Annotated in this window: 14 protein-coding genes and 1 tRNA gene; 13 read left to right on the top strand and 2 right to left on the bottom strand. The window is 65.1% G+C overall.

Annotated elements, in window-relative coordinates; translation table 11 throughout:
• Nucleotides 1–19: 19 nt before the first annotated feature.
• The 7 genes from ccmE (at nt 20) to ISP25_RS06690 (ending at nt 6,444) form a co-directional block, all read left to right on the top strand.
• Complete coding sequence (gene ccmE, locus ISP25_RS06660) at nt 20–487, top strand: cytochrome c maturation protein CcmE (RefSeq protein ID WP_192155436.1); 468 nt, start codon at nt 20–22, stop codon at nt 485–487.
• The gene (locus tag ISP25_RS06665) at nt 484–2,463 is read left to right on the top strand and encodes a heme lyase CcmF/NrfE family subunit (protein ID WP_404612621.1); all 1,980 of its coding nucleotides are present in this window, start codon (nt 484–486) and stop codon (nt 2,461–2,463) included. Before ccmE ends, ISP25_RS06665 begins: the two co-directional genes overlap by 4 nt.
• Nucleotides 2,460–3,002: a DsbE family thiol:disulfide interchange protein gene (locus ISP25_RS06670; RefSeq protein WP_192154785.1), complete on the top strand. Its 543-nt coding sequence runs from the start codon at nt 2,460–2,462 to the stop codon at nt 3,000–3,002. The genes ISP25_RS06665 and ISP25_RS06670 overlap by 4 nt, the downstream gene beginning before the upstream one ends.
• Nucleotides 2,999–3,574 carry a cytochrome c-type biogenesis protein gene (locus tag ISP25_RS06675; RefSeq protein WP_404612623.1) on the top strand — a complete coding sequence of 192 codons (576 nt, stop codon included), beginning with the start codon at nt 2,999–3,001 and terminating at the stop codon, nt 3,572–3,574. The genes ISP25_RS06670 and ISP25_RS06675 overlap by 4 nt, the downstream gene beginning before the upstream one ends.
• On the top strand, nt 3,571–4,611 hold the full coding sequence (locus ISP25_RS06680; RefSeq protein WP_404612625.1) for a tetratricopeptide repeat protein: 1,041 nt from the start codon (nt 3,571–3,573) through the stop codon (nt 4,609–4,611). The genes ISP25_RS06675 and ISP25_RS06680 overlap by 4 nt, the downstream gene beginning before the upstream one ends.
• 1 nt (nt 4,612) lies before the next feature.
• Nucleotides 4,613–5,728, top strand: a complete 1,116-nt coding sequence (gene metX, locus ISP25_RS06685) for a homoserine O-acetyltransferase MetX (protein WP_404612627.1) — start codon at nt 4,613–4,615, stop codon at nt 5,726–5,728.
• A gap of 263 nt (nt 5,729–5,991) precedes the next feature.
• Nucleotides 5,992–6,444 carry a hypothetical protein gene (locus ISP25_RS06690; RefSeq protein WP_404612629.1) on the top strand — a complete coding sequence of 151 codons (453 nt, stop codon included), beginning with the start codon at nt 5,992–5,994 and terminating at the stop codon, nt 6,442–6,444.
• A gap of 300 nt (nt 6,445–6,744) precedes the next feature.
• Here ISP25_RS06690 and ISP25_RS06695 read toward each other — a convergent pair whose 3' ends face one another.
• The gene (locus ISP25_RS06695; RefSeq protein WP_404612631.1) at nt 6,745–7,371 is read right to left on the bottom strand and encodes a peroxiredoxin; all 627 of its coding nucleotides are present in this window, start codon (nt 7,369–7,371) and stop codon (nt 6,745–6,747) included.
• A 358-nt stretch (nt 7,372–7,729) separates the two neighbouring features.
• Nucleotides 7,730–9,148: an alkaline phosphatase family protein gene (locus tag ISP25_RS06700; RefSeq protein ID WP_404612633.1), complete on the bottom strand. Its 1,419-nt coding sequence runs from the start codon at nt 9,146–9,148 to the stop codon at nt 7,730–7,732.
• A 259-nt stretch (nt 9,149–9,407) separates the two neighbouring features.
• Between ISP25_RS06700 and ISP25_RS06705 the strand changes: the two genes are divergently transcribed.
• The 6 genes from ISP25_RS06705 (at nt 9,408) to ISP25_RS06730 (ending at nt 18,927) form a co-directional block, all read left to right on the top strand.
• Nucleotides 9,408–9,989 carry a cysteine dioxygenase family protein gene (locus tag ISP25_RS06705; RefSeq protein WP_192155430.1) on the top strand — a complete coding sequence of 194 codons (582 nt, stop codon included), beginning with the start codon at nt 9,408–9,410 and terminating at the stop codon, nt 9,987–9,989.
• 25 nt (nt 9,990–10,014) lie between these two features.
• Nucleotides 10,015–10,100, top strand: a tRNA-Leu gene (locus ISP25_RS06710).
• Between the two features lie 355 nt (nt 10,101–10,455).
• The gene (locus ISP25_RS06715; protein ID WP_404612635.1) at nt 10,456–11,499 is read left to right on the top strand and encodes a glucokinase; all 1,044 of its coding nucleotides are present in this window, start codon (nt 10,456–10,458) and stop codon (nt 11,497–11,499) included.
• Nucleotides 11,500–11,537: 38 nt separating this feature from the next.
• Nucleotides 11,538–13,823: a beta-N-acetylhexosaminidase gene (locus ISP25_RS06720; RefSeq protein WP_404612637.1), complete on the top strand. Its 2,286-nt coding sequence runs from the start codon at nt 11,538–11,540 to the stop codon at nt 13,821–13,823.
• Between the two features lie 194 nt (nt 13,824–14,017).
• Complete coding sequence (locus ISP25_RS06725) at nt 14,018–17,224, top strand: TonB-dependent receptor (protein ID WP_404612639.1); 3,207 nt, start codon at nt 14,018–14,020, stop codon at nt 17,222–17,224.
• Nucleotides 17,225–17,538: 314 nt separating this feature from the next.
• The gene (locus tag ISP25_RS06730) at nt 17,539–18,927 is read left to right on the top strand and encodes an APC family permease (RefSeq protein WP_404612641.1); all 1,389 of its coding nucleotides are present in this window, start codon (nt 17,539–17,541) and stop codon (nt 18,925–18,927) included.
• The last annotated feature ends 2 nt before the right edge of the window (nt 18,928–18,929 follow it).

The raw sequence follows: 18,929 nt of genomic DNA on the forward strand, positions 1-18,929 counted from the left end.
GCCGGACCACTGCATGCCGATGAACCCCACCCGCAAGCGCAGGCTCACCCTCGTGATCGTGATCGCGGTTGCCGCCATGCTGGCGGTCAGCCTGGTGGTGTACGCCTTGCAGCAGAACATGAACTACCTGTTCACGCCCAGCCAGGTGCAGTCGGGGCAGGCTACGCAGTACAAGACCTTCCGCCTCGGCGGCATGGTCAAGGCCGGCTCGATCCAGCGCAGCAAGGACTCGCTGCAGGTCACTTTCACCGTGGTCGATGCCGGCGGCGCCATGCCGGTGGAATACACCGGCATCCTCCCCGACCTGTTCCGCGACAACCAGTCGGTGATCGCCACCGGGCACATGGACGGCGCGCGCTTCGTCGCCACCGAAGTGCTGGCCAAGCACGACGAAACCTACATGCCGAAGGAACTGAAGGAGGCGATGGCCAAGGCGCATGCAGACGCGAAGGTGAAGGAAGCCGCCGCGCAGGACAAGAGCCCATGACGCCCGAACTCGGTCAGCTCGCACTGGTGCTCGCTTTCCTGCTCGCCATCGCGCAGGGCGTGTTGCCGCTGGTCGGTGCATGGCGCGACAACCGCGCGCTGATGGCAGTGGCGCGCCCGGCCGCGGCCGGCCAGGCGGTGTTCGTGGCGATGGCGTTCGGCATCCTCGTGTACGCCTTCCTGCATTTCGATTTCTCGGTGCAGTACGTGGCCGACAACTCCAACCTCGCGCTGCCCTGGTACTACCGCATCGCCGCGGTCTGGGGCGCGCACGAAGGCTCGTTGCTGCTGTGGATCCTGATCCTCAACCTGTGGACGGTGGCGCTGGCCGCGCTCAGCCATCGCCTGCCCGAAGCGTTCGCCGCGCGCGTGATCGGCGTGATGGGTCTGATCGCGATCGGCTTCCTCGCCTTCATCCTGTTCACCTCCGATCCGTTCATGCGCTTGCTGCCGATGCCGGCCGATGGCGGCGACCTCAATCCGGTGCTGCAGGACCCTGGCATGACCTTCCACCCGCCCGTGCTCTACATGGGCTACGTGGGTTTCTCGGTGGCGTTCGCGTTCTCCATCGCGGCCCTGCTCGGTGGCGAAGTGGAGCAGGCGTGGGTGCGCTGGGCGCGGCCGTGGACGAACGCGGCGTGGGGCTTCCTCACCCTCGGCATCGTGGCCGGCAGCTGGTGGGCCTATGCCGAGCTGGGCTGGGGCGGCTGGTGGTTCTGGGATCCGGTGGAGAACGCCAGCTTCATGCCGTGGCTGGTGGGCGCGGCACTGATCCATGCGCAGGCGATCACCGAGAAGCGCGGCGGCCTGCGCGCGTGGACCCTGCTGCTGTCGATCTTCGCGTTCTCGCTGTCACTGCTGGGCACCTTCCTGGTGCGTTCGGGCGTGCTCACCTCGGTGCATGCGTTCGCTTCCGATCCGCGCCGTGGCGTGTTCATCCTGGCCTTCCTCACCATCGTGGTGGGTGGCTCACTGCTGCTCTATGCGCTGCGTGCGCCCAAGGTGGCCGGCGGCAAGCCGTTCAATGTCGTTTCGCGCGAAACGGCGCTGCTGATCGGCAACCTGCTGCTGGCCACGGCGTCGGCGATGGTGCTGCTGGGCACGCTGTTCCCGCTGATCGGCGATGCGCTGCATCTCGGCCGCATCTCGGTGGGGCCGCCCTACTTCGGCTTGCTGTTCCCACTGCTGATGGCGCCGGTGGTGGCGCTGCTGCCATTCGGGCCGTTCCTGCACTGGGGCAAGGCCGATGGCGGCGTGCTGAAGCAGGTGATGTTGCGCGCCGGCATCGCCGCGGTGGCTTGCGCCATCGTGGCGGCGTTCTTCGTGCAGGGGCAACTGAAAGCCATCGTGGGCGTGGCATCGGCGGTGTGGATCGCCGTGGGCGTGCTGCTGTACGCGCTGAAGCGCTGGCGTGAAATGCCGCGCGGTCGTCGCTATCCCGCCGAGATGGCCGGCATGTTGCTGGCGCACCTCGGCGTGGGCGTGTTCGTGATCGGTGTGCTGCTGTCCGAGTCGCTCAGCGTCACCCACGACGTGCGCCTCACGCCGGGCCAGAGCGAGAGCGTGGCCGGCTACGACTTCCGCTTCGACGGCGTGCACCGCACCGTCGGCCCGAACTGGCACGCCGACCAGGGCGTGGTCACCGTGCTGCGCGACGGCGCCACCGTGGCGACGATGCACCCGCAGAAGCGTACCTATTCGCACGAGCAAGTGCAGACCGAATCGGCGGTGGACGCCGGCGTGTTCCGCGACCTGTACGTGGCGCTGGGCGAGCCGATGGACGCGAACGACATCGAGGGCGCGTGGGCGCTGCGGCTGTACTACAAGCCCTTCGTGCGCTGGATCTGGGGCGGCGGCCTGCTGATGATGCTGGGCGGCTTCGTCTGCGCCGGCGACCGCCGCTTCCGCATCAAGCGCATCGCCGCCGAGGCTGCTTCTCCCATCGCGGCGACTTCGCCACAGGAATCGCCGGCATGAAGCGCTTTGTGCCGTTCATCGTGTTCATGGCGCTGGTGGGCCTGTTCGGCTTCGGCATCTGGTGGAACACCTGGCACGACGCGCGCTACGTGCCGTCGCCGCTGATCGACAAACCCGCGCCCGATTTCGCGTTGCCCAAGCTGGATGCGCCGGAGCAGAACGTCACCAAGGCCAGCCTGCTCGGCAAGCCCTACCTGCTCAACGTGTTCGGCAGCTGGTGCGTGGCCTGCGCCGAGGAGCACCCGGTGCTGATGAGCGACGGCCGCCGGCTCGGCATCGTGCTGGTGGGCTACGATTACAAGGACGCGCCCGACGACGCCAAGGCCTGGCTGCGCGACCGCGGCAATCCTTACGACCTGGTGATCGCCGACCAGCCCGGCCGCACCGCCATCGACTTCGGCGTGTACGGTGCGCCGGAGAGTTTCCTGATCGATGCCAAGGGCGTGATCCGCTACAAGCACATCGGCCCGCTCACGCCCGAGGTGATCGCGCAGGAACTGCAACCGGCGATCGATGCCGTGAAGCGGGAGGCGCCATGAAGCCGCGTCTACCCGGACTCGCCTCGCGCAGGAGCGCACCCTGTGCGCGATGGTTCTTTGGTGCGGCCGAAGCCAAAAGCCTTCGCGCACAGGGTGCGCTCCTACATTTCGTGCTGCTGGCACTGCTGGTCTTCGCCGGCCACGCCTTCGCCGCCACCGGCGCCATCGAGCCGCTGCCGTTCAAGGACCATGCGCAGGAAGTGCGCTTCCAGAACCTGACGAAGCAGCTGCGCTGCATGGTCTGCCAGAACGAAGATCTGGCCGACTCCAACGCCGACCTCGCGCGCGACCTGCGGCTGGAAGTGTTCCAGCTGATGCAGCAGGGCAAGACCGACGCGCAGATCAAGCAGTACCTGGTGGATCGCTATTCCGACTTCGTGCTGTACGACCCGCCGCTGCAACCCGGCACGTGGCTGCTGTGGTTCGGTCCGCTGGCGATCCTGCTGGCCGGTGGTCTGGTGGTGGCGGTGACGGTACGCAGACGCCGCATTGCCGCCGGCGCGAACGACGGCAACATGGCCAACACGGAACGGGCCGGCACGGACCCGGCCGATGCGGGGGATGACTGGTGAAGCTTGCGTTCTATCTGGTCGCCGCCGCGATGCTCGCGACGGCGCTGGCCCTGCTGCTGGTGCCCCTGCTGCGCGAAGGCCGTCGCAACGGTCGTCCGCGCGGCGTGTTCGCGCTGGCGCTGGGCATCGCCCTGCTGCTCCCTCTAGTCACACTCGGGCTGTACCTGCATGTCGGCGCGCCTGCGACCCTCAACGGGGTGGCCGCCGCGCCGAAGCCGATGGACTTCGAGCAGGCACTGACCGAACTGCACGAGCATCTCCGGCAGCAGCCGAACGATGCGCAAGGCTGGGCATTGCTGGCCGAAGCCACTACCGCACTCAAGCAGCCCGCCGACGCGCGCGACGCCTGGGACCACGTGCTGAAGCTCACTCCGGACGACGTGGCCGCGATGGTGGGCTGGGCCGAAACCGATTCGATGGCGCGCGACGATCATCAGATCGACGGTCGCGCCCTCGACCTGCTGCATCGCGCGCTGGAACTGCAGCCGGACAGCCAGCGCGCACTGTGGCTGCTCGGCATCAGTCAGTTCCAGCACGCGCAATACGCGGACGCCTCCGCCACGTGGCGCAAGCTGCAGCCCTTGCTGGAACCTGGCTCGACCGTGGCCAAGGCCGTGGCGGAACAGATCGCGAACGCCGATGCCCGCGCCGGCATCAAACCTTCCACCGAGCCCGCGGCCGCCGCCAGCACCGGCGCCATGCTGACGGTACAGGTGAGCCTTGCTCCCGCGCTCAAGGACAAGCTGCAGGCCGGCGACCAACTCTACGTGTTCGCCCGCGCCGTGAGCGGTCCGCCGATGCCGCTGGCCGTGGCCAAGCTCGCCGCCGGCACGTTGCCCACCACCGTCACGCTCAGCGACACGATGGCGATGACGCCGGAACTGAAACTTTCCTCGGTGGCGCGCGTGATCGTGGCGGCGCGCATCAGCCACGACGGCCAGCCCATCGCCCAGCCGGGTGACCTCGAAGGCAGCGCCGGCGTCGTGGACACCGACCGCAGGACGCCCATCGCCATCACCATCGACAAGGTCCACTGAGATGGCCGACGCACGCCGCTACTGCAAGCTGCCCTCACCTTTCGCCATGAAGCGCGGCGGCGTACTACACGACGCACGCGTGGCCTATGAGACCTGGGGCACGCTCAACTCCGCGTGCGACAACGCCGTCCTGGTACTCACCGGCCTCTCGCCCAGCGCGCACATGACGTCCAGCGCGGAGGATCCCGCCGCGGGCTGGTGGGAAGACATGGCCGGTCCCGGCAAGGCCATCGACACCGACCGCTGGTTCGTGATCTGCGTGAACTCGCTGGGCAGCGACAAGGGCTCCACCTGCCCCGCTTCGATCAATCCCTCCACTGGCGAGGCCTACCGGCTGGACTTCCCCGAGCTGTCGCTGGAAGACGTGGCCAACGCGGCGCACGAAGTGGTGCGCACGCTCGGCATCGAACGCCTCGCCTGCCTGGTCGGCTGCTCGATGGGCGGCATGGCTGCACTGGCCTACATGCTGCTGCATCCAGGCGCGGTTCGCGCCCATGTCAGCGTGGATACCGCGCCGCAGGCGCAGCCCTTCGCCATCGCCATCCGCTCGCTGCAGCGCGAAGCGATCAGGCTCGACCCCAATTGGGCTAACGGCGGATACGACATCCATGGCGACGGCGAACGCTATCCCGACATGGGCATGAGCATCGCACGCAAGCTCGGCGTCATCACCTATCGCTCGGCGATGGAATGGAACGGCCGCTTCGCGCGCATCCGCCTCGATGCCGAGCAACGCGAGGAGCAACAACCCTTCGGCTTCGAGTTCCAGGTGGAGTCCTATCTGGAAGGCCACGCCCGCCGCTTCGTGCGCAGCTTCGATCCCAACAGCTACCTCTACCTGTCACGCGCCAGCGACTGGTTCGACATCGCCGAATACGGCGACGGCAACGTGATGGAAGGCCTCAGGCGCATCCATGTCGAACGCGCACTGGTGATCGGCGTCAGCACCGACATCCTGTTCCCGCTGGAGCAGCAGGAACAGATCGCCGAAGGCCTCGCCGCCGCCGGCGCCGCGGTGGATTTCGTGGCGCTGGATTCGCCGCAGGGCCACGACGCCTTCCTGGTCGACATCGAGAACTACAGCCGCGCGATCGGCGGCTTCCTGGCGAAGCCTTGAGTCTCGTGAGATTGCGGCAGTGACCTGAACAACACGCTGGTGTCCTTCACCCTGCTGCTATTGTCCAATCCAGGCTATCCGAAAGGTTAGCTACGGGGTGAAATCGGGCGCTGCCATCACGTCGTTTTGAAGGCGACTGTCTTCACCAAGCCCTCTTCGGTCTGGAGGAGCGTCCACGCAGTAATGTTGAGTCGTTGGAGCTCTTTCATCACCCTTTGCCTGGCATCGGCCGTTCCAACCAAGCATTCACGCAGGGGAAAACCATGAAGATGTTCGCCACTCGATACGTCGTCGCGCTCTATGCAGTTGCCAGTGGTCTACTGGCCGGCTGCATGCCGCCGCCGTCGAATTCGACAGCCCCGGACCCCTCTTCCGTGAACAAAATTCGCGCTGACGATGCCGCCATCATGCAGTCCGTCAGCAAGGGGCGCGAAGACTACGTCCGCGCGCACCCCGATAGCGCGTACAACATCGATGTAGAGCACGGCCTGATCGTCGTCGGCATGTCCCGCGACGAAGTCGCTGCCGCCGGCTACCGCTGTGAGGTCAAGGAAGGCTCGGCCATTGGAAATACCCAGACCTGCACGAATCAAATGCTGCAGGCAAAAATCGATGCCACCTGGGCAGGTGCCACCTCAACGGACTTCGAGCGCAAGGCTCCAACACACTACGTAAGCTTCAACCCTGACGGGAAGGTCGAATCGGTTTCGTATTGACGCGCGGCATCCGCGGCGACTGGGCTCATTTCGACGATTTTTTCGTGTCCTGCTGCACCGCATGGACAACCCGAGCACACGTCGAAACAAGTACAACCACAGAAATGCGGATGATACGGCTGGTCATTGCGCTTCCTCCGACATTTCTTGCCTCCGAAAATGCCGATGTCCGCTTTGGGGAAGCGGACATCAGTTTCACGTCGGCAGCGCCAGACAGGTATCCCGGGCAAGCTCGCGTTTCACATCGCGAAACCCACCCAGAACACCTGCCACCTGCTCCGATTCAGCGGACTGGCCAGTTCAGTGTCCGCCCGTCATGGGCATCTTGCCTGACCGCATGCCCTGCACGATGGCCAGCGACCGAGCCACGTGCTGATCGGGGCGCAGGTGGTCCGCCTCCGACGACAGCGTGGCGACGATCCGTCCGTCGCTGGCAATCACGAATGTGGTGCGCGAGATGAAACCATGATCGATGGCCACCCCACGCACGTCGTTGATGCCGGCCTGCGCCGCCGTCATCTTGAGGTCGTACAAAGCCGCCACCTTGCCACTGGGGTCGGAGGCTACCGGGAACTTGCCGGCGCAGTACTGCGGATCCGACGAGAAGGCATTCAGCCGCTCGATGCTGTCGGCGGACACACCGATGATGGTGGCGCCGGCGGCGTCGAACTTGGCCTTCTCGGTGGCGAAGCTATGCGCTTCCAGATCGCAGCCGCCGGTGTACGCCGATGGGTAGAAATACACCACCACCGGCCCCTTCTTGAGAGCCCCTTCAAGCGAGAAGCTGAAATCCTTGCCGGCAAGACTCGCCTCGGCAGTGAAGTCCGGTGCCATCGCACCGGGCTTGAGCGCGGCGAGCGCCGGCAGTGCCGTCAGCGACGCCAGCAAGGCGACCGCGGCCATCGATCCCGTAATACGCGTCTTCATTTGCGATCCTCTCGTGTGTGCAAGAACTTTGCGCGGATTGCCCCGCGCAAAGTTCTTGCGGGTTGAACTACTTCAGTGGTTCGTCGGACTCGACCCTAAAGTTACTCTCCCATCGACATGGACAGTCGTATCCGTCACGGGTGGCAAAGGCAGTCAGGCCCTCATCCGCCTGGATGTCGACAGGGACTACCTGGGCCGTTTCATTGAAGTGACACCTCGGGTCGCGGATTCAGCCGGTCGAAAGCGGACATTTCCAGGATAGCTGCAGGCACCTCTGGCACCCACGGTCCGCACCAACAGGGTACCCGGCGCTTGCCTTGCTCGATGCCCGATCCACCCGGAATCCCTGTCCGGGTTCTCAACGCTCTCTCTGCGCCTTCCATGCGGCCACGCGCCGGCGGATGTACGTCCTGTAGTCGTCCTCGGTGTGCAGTGCCGTGCGATCCGGCCCGGTAGCAGCAACCGGCAAGGTTGCCGCAAGATCGGCATACACCTCCTGCAAATGCGAAGGTTTCCCGGCGGCGGGGTTCGTTCCCGTCGACACGGGCACCACGACCCCGGAGAGTGGATCGTCCGTGCGCGCCGCGGCGAGCGTGAGCACACCGCCGACGTCCGACGCCGCCGCGTCGCGCGCGGTCAGCGCCGGCAGACCCCAGCGCTGCTCGACCGTTTTGAGAATGGAAGTGTGGTCGAACGGCATCGCACCCATTGACACCCTGAACACCGTGCCCGCTGCGATCCAGGGCGAGACCAGCAACGTGGGCACGCGCGGTCCGAAGCGCTTGAAGTCGAAACCGAATTCGCCGGCCGTGGCATCGGGCGGCACAGCGTTGGTCGGCGGCGGCACATGGTCGTAGCAGCCACCATGCTCGTCATAGGTGACGATCAGCAGCGTTTCGTTCCAGGCCGGCCCGTTGCGCAGTGCGTAGTAGACGTCGTGGATCAGCTGTTCGCCGAGCGCGACATCGTAGTTGGGATGCTGGCTGTTTCCGCTCGATCCCCAGCTGGGCTCGAGGAAGGTATACGCGGCCAGTTGGCCTTGCTTGGCCGCGGCCTGGAAATCGGCGAACAAGCCGAAGTGCGTATCCGCCGCGCTCGCGGTGTCGCTGAAGGTCAGTCGGGTCAGCGGGTCGGCGTCGTAGCCGTAGATCATCCAGTCGATGGCGTGTTGCGAAAGCAGGCCGTAGATCGTCGGCGCGGTGAACGACTTGGTCTTGTCGTCCATGTGGCCCTGCGAAGTCGCCGCATGCACGAAGGCGCGGTTGGGCAAGGTCTCGGTGGGCGCCGAACCGAACCACTGGTCGCACACCGCGAAGCCGCGGGCGAGCGTCGACAGCACGGGCAGGCTGGCAGGCGTATGCATCGCCATGATGTCGGTGGCGACGGTGCCCGCGAGAATCGACTGCTTTTCCGCAGCCTCCCAGGTCAGTGTGGCGGCGAAGTTGTTGATGAAACCTGCATTGGTCGCCACCGGAGGCGCCGGTGGCGCATTGCTGCCGAACAATTGCGCGTTCGTCGCCACGTAACCTTCGCCGGGATCGGCACCGGGCAGGAAGTAGGCGTTCGCCGCCCCCGGCTGGATCTGCGATACCGTGACGTTCGTGCCGTTTGCGCCGTCGGGATTTGATTCCTTGCCGGTAAGGCCTTCAAACGCGTTGCCGGCAGGCGAGACATTGTTCGCATCGGCGTAGAGAAATCCGAGCATGTGGTCGAACGAACGGTTCTCCAGCATCAACACGACGATGTGATTGATCGCACCGAGGCCGCTCGCAGCCACACCCTGCGCGCCTGATGGCTGTTTCCCGGTCGGCTTTTTGCCGCCTCCGCGTTTCGCATGCGTGCCCATGGCGCCACCTCGAAGCCGTGTTCCCGTCGAGCATAGGCATGCTCTGATTAACCACGGTACAAGCGCATTGCGACATTCCCGCGTCCGTTCCTGAACACCCCGATGCAGTTGGGCCGCTCATGACCATTCGTCATTACCGACCATCGAATCTATAATGACCGAACCGTTTCACGCCACGCGTGGAGTCACCATGCTCACCACCGAATTTCCCGGCTGTCGCCAGCTGATCGACGCTATCGATACGGCTGTCATCCAGGCCAGCACACCCGCGATCACCGACAGCCTGCGCAACAGCCTGTGCAAACTGATCCGCGGCAACGAAATCCAGCTGCCCGAATGCGTGCTGGAAACCGCCGAAGGCCGCTATGCGCGCCGCGAGCTGTACCGCAGCGACGACCACGGCTACTGCGTGGTGGCGATGACCTGGGGCCCGGGCCAGGGCACACCGATCCACGATCACGCCGGCATGTGGTGCGTGGAAGGCGTGTGGCGCGGCGCACTGGACGTGGTGCAGTACGAGCGGATGGACGATGCCGAGGGCCATTGTCGCTTCCAGCCCGTCGGTTCCGTGCAGGCCGGCCCCGGCTCCGCCGGCAGCCTGATCCCGCCGCACGAGTACCACACCATTCGCAACCCCAGCGACCACGACATCGCTGTCAGCCTGCACATCTACTCGGGCAACATGACCCACTGCGCCGTATTCCAGCCGCTGTCCGGCAACAATGGCTACGAACGCTGCGAACGCCAGCTGGGCCTCGACCCGGTGCACTGATCCCGGCATAATGCGCTGCTCACATGCCGGTGTGGCGGAATGGTAGACGCGGCGGACTCAAAATCCGCTACTGGCGACAGTGTGTAGGTTCGAGTCCTATCACCGGTACCATGTGAGAAATTGGATAGTTGCACCCACGAAAGCCGCCATTGAGCGGCTTTTGCTTTGTTCCGCGAACCTCTTCTCCGACAGCGCCCTAGAGGCATCCGGGCAGCGAGGCACGGCAGCACTGCGTCGCCGTCGTCGATGGATTTCCTTCATTGACCACTGGGCGGAAAGTCCAAAAACCCGCGTATTTGCGGATTTTTCTGCATCGATAGCTGCTTCCGGCAGACCTTGTGCACGCCTCTGATCCATGCAGCAGCCCTTTTCCGGGGCAATTCCGGCATGTTGCGCCACCACTTGACACCGGTGTCAATAACGTTTCAAGCTGATGGCGAATCCATTGCGGGGGAGCGCGCTGGACGTGGCAATCGACCATCCGGATCGACTGGCGGGAATACCGACGACGCCGTTTCTGGCCGCCGACATCGGCGGCACGCATGCACGTGTTGCGCTGATGCGCGCCGCGCGCGGCGAAAGCCACGGGGCCGAGACGCTCGCCTATCGGAAGTTCGTGTGCGCGGACTACCCGAAGCTGTCGGAACTGCTGCGCGCCTTCATCGATGCCGAGGTGCAAGCCCCGGTGAAGCACTGCGTACTGGCTTGCGCGGGACAACCCATGGGCGACGAGGTCGCGAACGACAACCTCGCCTGGCCTATCCGCCTGTCGGAATTGCGCCAGGTGCTGGCCCTGGAAGATGTCGCCGTACTCAACGATTTCGAGGCACTGGGCTACGCCCTCGACGGCGGCCTGGCCCGCGGCGGCCGCCATCTCTGCGGGCCGGGCACGCATGGGCATGGCCCCAGCCTGGTGATCGGCCCTGGCACGGGCCTTGGCGCCGCGGCGCGCATACCCGGTCCCAATGGTGGCTTGGTGGTGACCACCGAAGCCGGGCAGATGGATTTCGCGCCGAACTCGGTTCGCGAGCGCGAAATCCTCGCGCACCTCGCCCCGAACGGCGGTTATGTGGAGTTCGAACGTATCGTCTCGGGCCCCGGCCTGCTGACCACTTACGAGACCCTGTGCGCCTTGTGCGGGGAATCCCCGAAACACACCACGCCCGAAGCCGTCACCGCCGCAGCGTCCGCCTGCAGCGATGCGCGTGCCGCGGAAGCCGTGGAAATCTTCTGTGCTTCGCTGGGGAGTCTTGCCGGGAACCTTGCACTGGCCTTCATGGCCACCGGCGGCGTGTACCTGGCCGGCGGCTTCCTTTCCTCCATGTTCGAGCTGCTCGCGCACAGTGCCTTTGAAGAACGCTTCCTGCATGGACGCAGCGCACATGCGTTGCTCTCGCAGGTGCCGGTATGGGTGACGGAGCACGGTCGCCACGGCGTGCTGGGTGCGGCGCGCTGGTATCTGCGGCGCAATGCCTTGGGCAACGCCATGGCAAGCGAGCGGGTCGCATGAACCACATCGCGCCATCCAGGCTTTTCCGGTACATGGCCATGACCTGGCTGGCGACCACCGGCGTCGCCGTTGCCGTGCCCGCCACGCCCGCGTGGTCGCTGATGCCGCAGCCGGCCCGGATGCAGCCGGCAGCGGCCGGCTCGTTCAAAATCGCTGACGGCGCCGAGGTCGCAGTACACGGCGCCGATCTGCAACCCATCGCAGATCGCTTCATGCGGCTGGTCGCCAATACCCGCGGGTTACGTCTGCGCATGGCGACGACGGCCGGTGCGCATCCAGCAATCACCTTCGTGGTGGATCCGCATGCCGATGCCGCGGGCGATGCCGGTTATCGCATCGCGGTGAACGATCAAGGCATCCGAGTCATCGCGCGCACGCCACGCGGCATCTTTTACGGCAGCGTCACCCTGTGGCAATTGCTGACACCACCCGGCTGGACGCGCGGCGCGCCGGCCGACGTCGCGGATGGGATCATCGACGACTGGCCGCGTTTCGCCTGGCGCGCCTTGCTGCTCGACTCGGGACGGCATTATCAGGGCACCGCCGACATCAAGAAGCTGATCGACTGGATGTCGCTCAGCAAGCTCAACGTGCTGCTCTGGCACGTGACCGAAGATCAGGGCTGGCGCCTCGAGATTCCCAAGTATCCCGAGCTCACGAAAGTCGGCGCCTGCCGCAAGGCGGTTGGACTCGATGCCGAACTGACGGGCTCCGCCGACAAACCCTATTGCGGCTACTACACCGAAGCCGAGGTGCGCGACATCGTGCGTTATGCCGGCGAGCGCTTCGTGGACGTGGTGCCGGAAATCGACCTCCCCGGGCATTCGCAGGCAGCCATCGCCGCCTACCCCTGGCTGGGCGTCACCGGCCAGCGTCCGGCCGTATGGACTGAATGGGGCGTCAGCCCGTGGCTGCTCAATCCCAACGAAAAAACCTTGCGCTTCGTCGACGACGTGCTCGACGAAGTGATGCGGCTGTTCCCGTCGAAGTACATCTCGCTCGGCGGCGACGAGGCCGACAAGCAGCAATGGAACGCGTCGTCCGAAGTGCGCGCGCAGATGCACAGGCTGGGGCTGTCGAACATGGACCAGCTGCAAGGCTGGTTCATCGGCCAGCTCGCCGACCATCTCGTGAAGAACGGCCGCACACCGGTCGGCTGGGACGACGAACTGGTCGCCGGCGCGACGCTGCCGGCCTCGCAAGTGGTGATGTCGTGGCACGGCGACGACGACGAACGCGTGGCGCTGCAAGCGATCAGGCAAGGCCACGACGTGGTGATGACGCCGCAGGAGTCGCTGTACTTCGACCACTACCAGTCCGACCTGCCCGATGAATGGGCGGGTCCGCCTCCTGCGGCAACGCTGCGCCAGGCCTATGACACAGCGGTCATCCCGCACGGTGCGGGCGCAGGCGAAGCCCAGCGCATCATCGGTGTGCAGGCCGGTCTGTGGACCGAGCAGATGGCGACCTTCGCGCATGACCAGCATGCGGTGTTCCCGCGCATTACGGCGCTCTCGGAACTCGGCTGGTCGCCTGCGGGCGCGCACGACTGGAACGGCTTCCTGCAACGCATACCGGCCGAACTCGCACGCTACCGCGCACTGGGCATCGACTACGCGGACAGTGCGTTCGCCCCGGCCTTCCATGTGGCCGCCGCGACCAGCGGCACGTTCCAGGTCGAACTGTCCAACCAGACTGGTTTCGGCACGATTCGTTACACCACGGATGGCTCCGCACCCACCAACCGCTCCGCACCGTATGTCCGACCGCTGACGCTGCCCGGCAAGACCAGCCTGAAGGCGGCGACGTTCGCGCCGGACGGCTTCGAGCTCGCCGCACCGCGCACACAGGCGCTGGACGAAACGACCCTGCTGGCCCGCGATGGCAGCGCGCTCGCGACCTGTTCCGGGCAGCCGGCTTCGCGCCTGGATGGGCGCCGCCCCACGCAGGGGCCGCGACCGGTCTACGCGGTGGATATCGGCAACGCGTGCTGGCTGTGGCCGCAGGCTTCGCTGGATGGCATCGGGCACGTCGTCTTGACCGTCGAGCGCATGGCATGGCGCTTCGGCGACGAGGCCAAGGATGCAGTCGTGCGCCACAAGGCCAGCACCGCCGGCGAGTTCGAAATCCACGCCGGCAGCTGCTCGGGACCGCTGCTTGCCAGCCTGCCGTTGGCACATGCGGCAGGGACCGCGGGGCAGATCCATCTCGATGCAGACGTAGCGTTGCCAATGGGCACCGGCGTCCGCGACTTGTGCATCTTCGCTACGGGCGATCCGCGGGATGGCCAGTGGGCGTTGGCGCGAATGGCGTTTTCGAAATAGGTGGAACGCGGGGCGCATGCCCCGCGCAGTGACACCGGAGGGAACGGCCATGGCCCGCGAAGCCATGGCCAGGGAGATCGAGAGGCTGCATCACGACGACACACGGAATCGCTGACGCCGCCGGATTACACGCGTATCGGAATACCGCGGAGCACCTGAGGTTCGACAGGCATCAACAACTGAGGTTAAGGCCCATGTCCACCGTACATCACAAGCATCCCCTGTCATTTGCCATCACCATGTCGCTGTTCGCCGTCGTGTCGACGTCGGCCGCCGCGACACCGTTCGCCGATGTCCAGACGGATGGCCAGGCAACGCAGACCACCGCAGCGCAAACTGCACCAGCGACGTCAGCGGCTTCATCGGCCAACGCCAAGAAAGCCAATACCAAGGACAAGGCCACGACCGCGGAAAAGAATGCGGTCACGCTGGCCACCGTGAACGTCTCCGGCGTGCGCGCCTCGCAGGAACGCGCGATCGATGTGAAGCGCGAAGCGCCGAACATCCAGGACAGCATCACGGCGGAGAACATCGGCGCCCTGCCCGACACCACCATCACCGACTCCCTGCAACGCGTCACCGGCGTGCAGATCGACCGCGATGCCGGCGTGGGCACGTCAGTCTCTGTACGCGGCTTGCCGCAGGTCGGCACGATGTTGAACGGCGAGGTGTTCATCACGGCGGACCAGATCGACTCGCAGCAGCCCGACTTCACCATGCTGCCTTCCACGCTGTTCCACGGCGTGGACGTGGTCAAGTCCACCACGGCCAACGAGACCGACGGCGGCATCAGCGGCGCGGTCGACCTGCACACCTACCGCCCCTGGGACCTGCCCAGCGGCTTCACCTACAGCTACTCCGCCAACGGCGAGCGCGGCAGTACCACTGACCGCTGGGGCCCCGAGGCCAACGGTCTGATCTCGTACAACGACGACGGCAAGTGGGGCCTGCTGGTCTCCGCCGACTTCTCCAACACCACGCGCGAAAACTCCACCGAAGGCCTCGACCAGTACGGCGTGGTGCTGAACGGCGAGAACGCCACCAGTGCGGGCGGCTACGGCGGCTTCCTGACATCGTGGAACGGCGCGCCCATTCCCTCGCAGATACACCAGAACGCCGACGGCAGCGTGGACGTCAACGGCGACGGCAAGTCCAACGGCGTGTTCATGGGCAGCCAGAACATCGGCCTCTACGACACCATCACCCAGCGCAAGCGCAAGTCTGGCAACGTGTCGTTCCAGGCGGACCTCGGCAACGGCTTCAGCCTGACCAGCGATTTCTTCTATTCGCAGCAGCGCGAGTGGGATACCAACGCCGGCATCCAGTTCAACTCCACCGACTGGCAGGGCGCGACCTACGTGCCGCTGCAGTCGCGCAATACCGGCAGTCCCGCGCTCGGCGCCTACGGCACGCCGCAACCGGGCTGGCAGGGCTCGCAGCTGTACACCACGCAGGTGTACGAGAAGTGGCCGGGCGACGTGGAGTCGTTCTCGCAGATCACGCAGAAAAGCTCGAACGCGAAGAACTTCAACCTGCAGCTGGACTACGACAACGGCGGCTCGTTCACCTTCGGCCTGCGCGGCGTGCACGACACGGCGTTCCAGTCGAACGTGGAAACCGATCTCAACATTTCCGATTCCGACGGCGGCCTGTGGCCCAACGTGCTGAGCGACGGCAGCACCACGCCGGGCACCACGATGATCTATCCGTCGCAACTCGGCGGCGACCGCGTGTTCAACGCCAACGGCATACCGCAGAACACCATTCCGATCATCGCCAACTTCGGCGGGCGCTACCTCACCATCAGCATGCCGCAGACGATGGTCAACGATTTCGCCAATCCGGCCGGCTGGACGATGAAGACGATTGAGTCCTCCGGCGACTACGACCGCCAGGTGAGCCTCAACGCGCTGCGCTTCGACGGCAAGTACGATTTCCAGGACGGCATCCAGCTCGAGTTCGGCCTGCGCGACAGCGTCCGCAGCGCCAACAACCTCGGCTGGACACTGGAGACGCCGGTATATGCCGGCATGGGCGCCAGCGACCCGAACGGCTGCCTGGTGCGCTACGTCGGTGCCGACGTGGTGATGAACACCGGCTCGTGCACCGCTGGCAACGCCGAGGGTTACTACCGCGCGGGACCGCTGTCCGCGATCTCGATGCCGAACACGGCCGCGCCGCTGTCGAGCAACTGGAAGGAATACACCAACCTGCTCGGCTCCGGCATCAACTACTGGGCGGTCAATCCCAATGCGCTGATCAACCCCATTTCATACTGGAAGTCGCTCTACCCAGACACCGTCATCGCGGACGATCCCAGCACCACATGGGGCGTGGGCCTGCGCGAGTTGACCGGCTACATGCAAGGCGATTTCAGCGGAACCATCGGCGACATGCCGTACAGCGGCAACGTCGGCGTGCGCATGATCCACACCGACCTCAACGTGACGCAGCACCTCGTCGGCGATCCCGGCGCCTATGGCGACGTGTCTGCCCCCAACGGCACGTCCATCACCGACCGCAGCTACCAGGACGTGCTGCCCTCGGCCAATTTCTCGCTGGATATCACCGACACCCTGAAGTTCCGCCTCGCCTACTCCAAGAACATGATGCCGCTGGATCTGAGCCAGTGGTCCGGCGGCCTGCAGTTGAACTACTCGCTGATGGAAACGCCGCAGGGGCCGCTCTACCGCGTCTCCAGCGGACAGTCTGCGGGCAACCCGAATCTCAACCCGTGGCGCTCCACCAACTACGGCGCGTCGCTGGAGTGGTACATGAACCCCTCCAGCATGATGAGCCTCGCGCTGTTCCGCATCAACATGGAGAGCTTCATCGTCAACGGCAACGTGACCAACTGCGGCTACCCGGACGAGGACGGCGTGGTGCGCGACCACTGCATCACGATCCAGGAACCCGTGCAAGGCAGCGGCAACAGCATCCAGGGCGCGGAGTACGACTACCGCCAGGGCTTCACCTTCCTGCCCGGCATCCTGTCCAAGACGGGTATCGAGGTGAACGCCACCTACGCGCCCAGCAACACGGGCCTGCGGGATTTGTCCGGCGCGAAAATTCCGTTCCAGGACAACTCCACCAAGTCCGGCAACTTCATCGTGTGGTATCAGGACAACCGCTTCGAAGCGCGCCTTGCCTACAACTATCGCTCGCGCCGTGCGGTGGAGGAGGACGTGGGCAACATCACCGGCCTGGAAATGTACGAAGCGCCGCAAAAGTATCTGGACGCATCGGTGTCGTACAAGCTCAACAAGTACGCCACGATCTTCCTCGACGGCACCAACCTCACCAACGAGTACCAGAAGTATTACCTCGTATGGCCCGATCAGGCCTCGCACTCCCAGTACTCCGAACGCATGGTCATGCTGGGCATACGCGGGCAGTGGTGATTTGAGTGGTTCTCCCGAGCAGTTCCCCCTCGCTGCTCGTGGTCTTCCTCCCCTCTCCCGCTTGCGGGAGAGGGGCTGGGAGAGAGGGTTCGGACTTGCCCAAACATTCGGATTCTTGTTCGTCATTCCTGCGCAAGCAGGACAAAAGCCCGCCTTGCGGGCGTTGAACAGCCGAAGGCTGGCCCCGAAGGGGTGAGCGAAGCGAATCATCCAGCGCCTTTGCATTCAAGCAATCATAGACACTGGATCCCAGCTTTCACTGGGATGACGAGCAAAAAGCAGAACAACTCATCGCGCAAAACACCAAGGCCACCATGCAAGATTCCAGCGCGCCACAGCCCGTTCGCGACAACGGCTTCCATCGCTCCATCGGCCTGTTCTCGGGCACCGCGATCAACATGACCCAGATGTGCGGCATCGGGCCGTTCATCACCATCCCCATCATGGTCGCCGCGATGGGCGGCCCGCAGGCGGTGATCGGCTGGATCGCCGGCGCCATCCTGGCCATGGCCGACGGTCTGGTCTGGGCCGAGCTCGGCGCGGCGATGCCGGGTTCCGGCGGCACCTATGTCTACCTGCGCGAAGCGTTCCAGTACCGCACCGGCAAACTGATGCCCTTCCTGTTCATCTGGACGATGCTGCTGGCGATTCCCCTGCTGATGTCCACCGGCATCATCGGGATGGTGGAGTACCTCGAATTCTTCTTCCCCGGTCTTGGCTGGTGGCCGGTGCACCTCATCGGCCTGGTGGCGACCGGCCTTGTCACCTGGATGCTGTACCGGCGCATCGAATCGGTGCGCGCGATCACCATCGCGCTGTGGGTCATCATGCTGGTGTCCGTTATCGGCGTGGCGGCAGCGGGCTTTTCGCACTTCAACGCGAGCTACGCCTTCACCTATCCGGCCGGCATGTTCGGCGGCAAGTTCTTCATGGGGCTGGGCGCGGGACTGGTCATCGGCATCTACGACTACCTCGGCTACAACACCACCGCCTACATCGGCGACGAGCTGCGCAACCCGGGACGCACCATGCCCGGCTCCATCATCGTCTCGGTGATCGCGATGATGGTCGTCTACCTCGCCCTCAACATCAGCGTGCTCGGCGTGGCGCCATGGCAGGAAATCGCCCAGTCCAAGTCCGTGGCTTCGCTGGTAGTGGAGCGCAGCTGGGGACACCTGGCCGCAGCCGTGATGACCTTGCTCATCATCGTGACCGCATTCGCCTCGGTGTTCACCGGCCTGCTGGGCGGCTCGCGCGTGCCGTTCCAGGCCGCGCAGGACAAGGTTTTCCTGTCCGTGTTCAGCCGCCTGCATGCCAGGCACGGCTTCCCGCACGTGGCATTGCTGACGATGGGCGTGGCGACGGCCATCGGCACGTTCTTCGACCTCACCGAAGTCATCAACATGCTGCTGGCCGCGACCGTCATCGTGCAGTCGGTGGCGCAGATCGCTGCGCTGGTGGTGTTGCGCAAGCGCCAGCCGACGCTCGAGCGCCCGTACAAGCAGTGGCTTTATCCCGTGCCCTGCGCGATCGCGCTGCTGGGCTGGATCTACGTGTACGTGTCAGCGTCCACCTTGTCGCTGATCCTGTCCGGCGTGTGGATATTCGCCGGACTCGTGGTGTTCGCGATCTGGGCCAGGGCCAACCGGTCGTGGCCGTTCGCGCCTGTCGAAGTACACGAAGCCTATCTCGGGAAACCCTGACG

Source organism: Rhodanobacter hydrolyticus, from assembly GCF_044904645.1.

Excerpts from the sequence above, each read along its gene's own strand:
- ISP25_RS06690 (WP_404612629.1), top strand. The coding sequence starts at position 5,992 with ATGAAGATGTTCGCCACTCGATACGTCGTCGCGCTCTATGCAGTTGCC.
- ISP25_RS06730 (WP_404612641.1), top strand. The coding sequence starts at position 17,539 with ATGCAAGATTCCAGCGCGCCACAGCCCGTTCGCGACAACGGCTTCCAT.
- ISP25_RS06725 (WP_404612639.1), top strand. The coding sequence starts at position 14,018 with ATGTCCACCGTACATCACAAGCATCCCCTGTCATTTGCCATCACCATG.
- ISP25_RS06670 (WP_192154785.1), top strand. The coding sequence starts at position 2,460 with ATGAAGCGCTTTGTGCCGTTCATCGTGTTCATGGCGCTGGTGGGCCTG.
- ISP25_RS06665 (WP_404612621.1), top strand. The coding sequence starts at position 484 with ATGACGCCCGAACTCGGTCAGCTCGCACTGGTGCTCGCTTTCCTGCTC.
- ccmE (WP_192155436.1), top strand. The coding sequence starts at position 20 with ATGAACCCCACCCGCAAGCGCAGGCTCACCCTCGTGATCGTGATCGCG.
- metX (WP_404612627.1), top strand. The coding sequence starts at position 4,613 with ATGGCCGACGCACGCCGCTACTGCAAGCTGCCCTCACCTTTCGCCATG.
- ISP25_RS06675 (WP_404612623.1), top strand. The coding sequence starts at position 2,999 with ATGAAGCCGCGTCTACCCGGACTCGCCTCGCGCAGGAGCGCACCCTGT.
- ISP25_RS06720 (WP_404612637.1), top strand. The coding sequence starts at position 11,538 with ATGACCTGGCTGGCGACCACCGGCGTCGCCGTTGCCGTGCCCGCCACG.
- ISP25_RS06695 (WP_404612631.1), bottom strand. The coding sequence starts at position 7,371 with ATGAAGACGCGTATTACGGGATCGATGGCCGCGGTCGCCTTGCTGGCG.
- ISP25_RS06705 (WP_192155430.1), top strand. The coding sequence starts at position 9,408 with ATGCTCACCACCGAATTTCCCGGCTGTCGCCAGCTGATCGACGCTATC.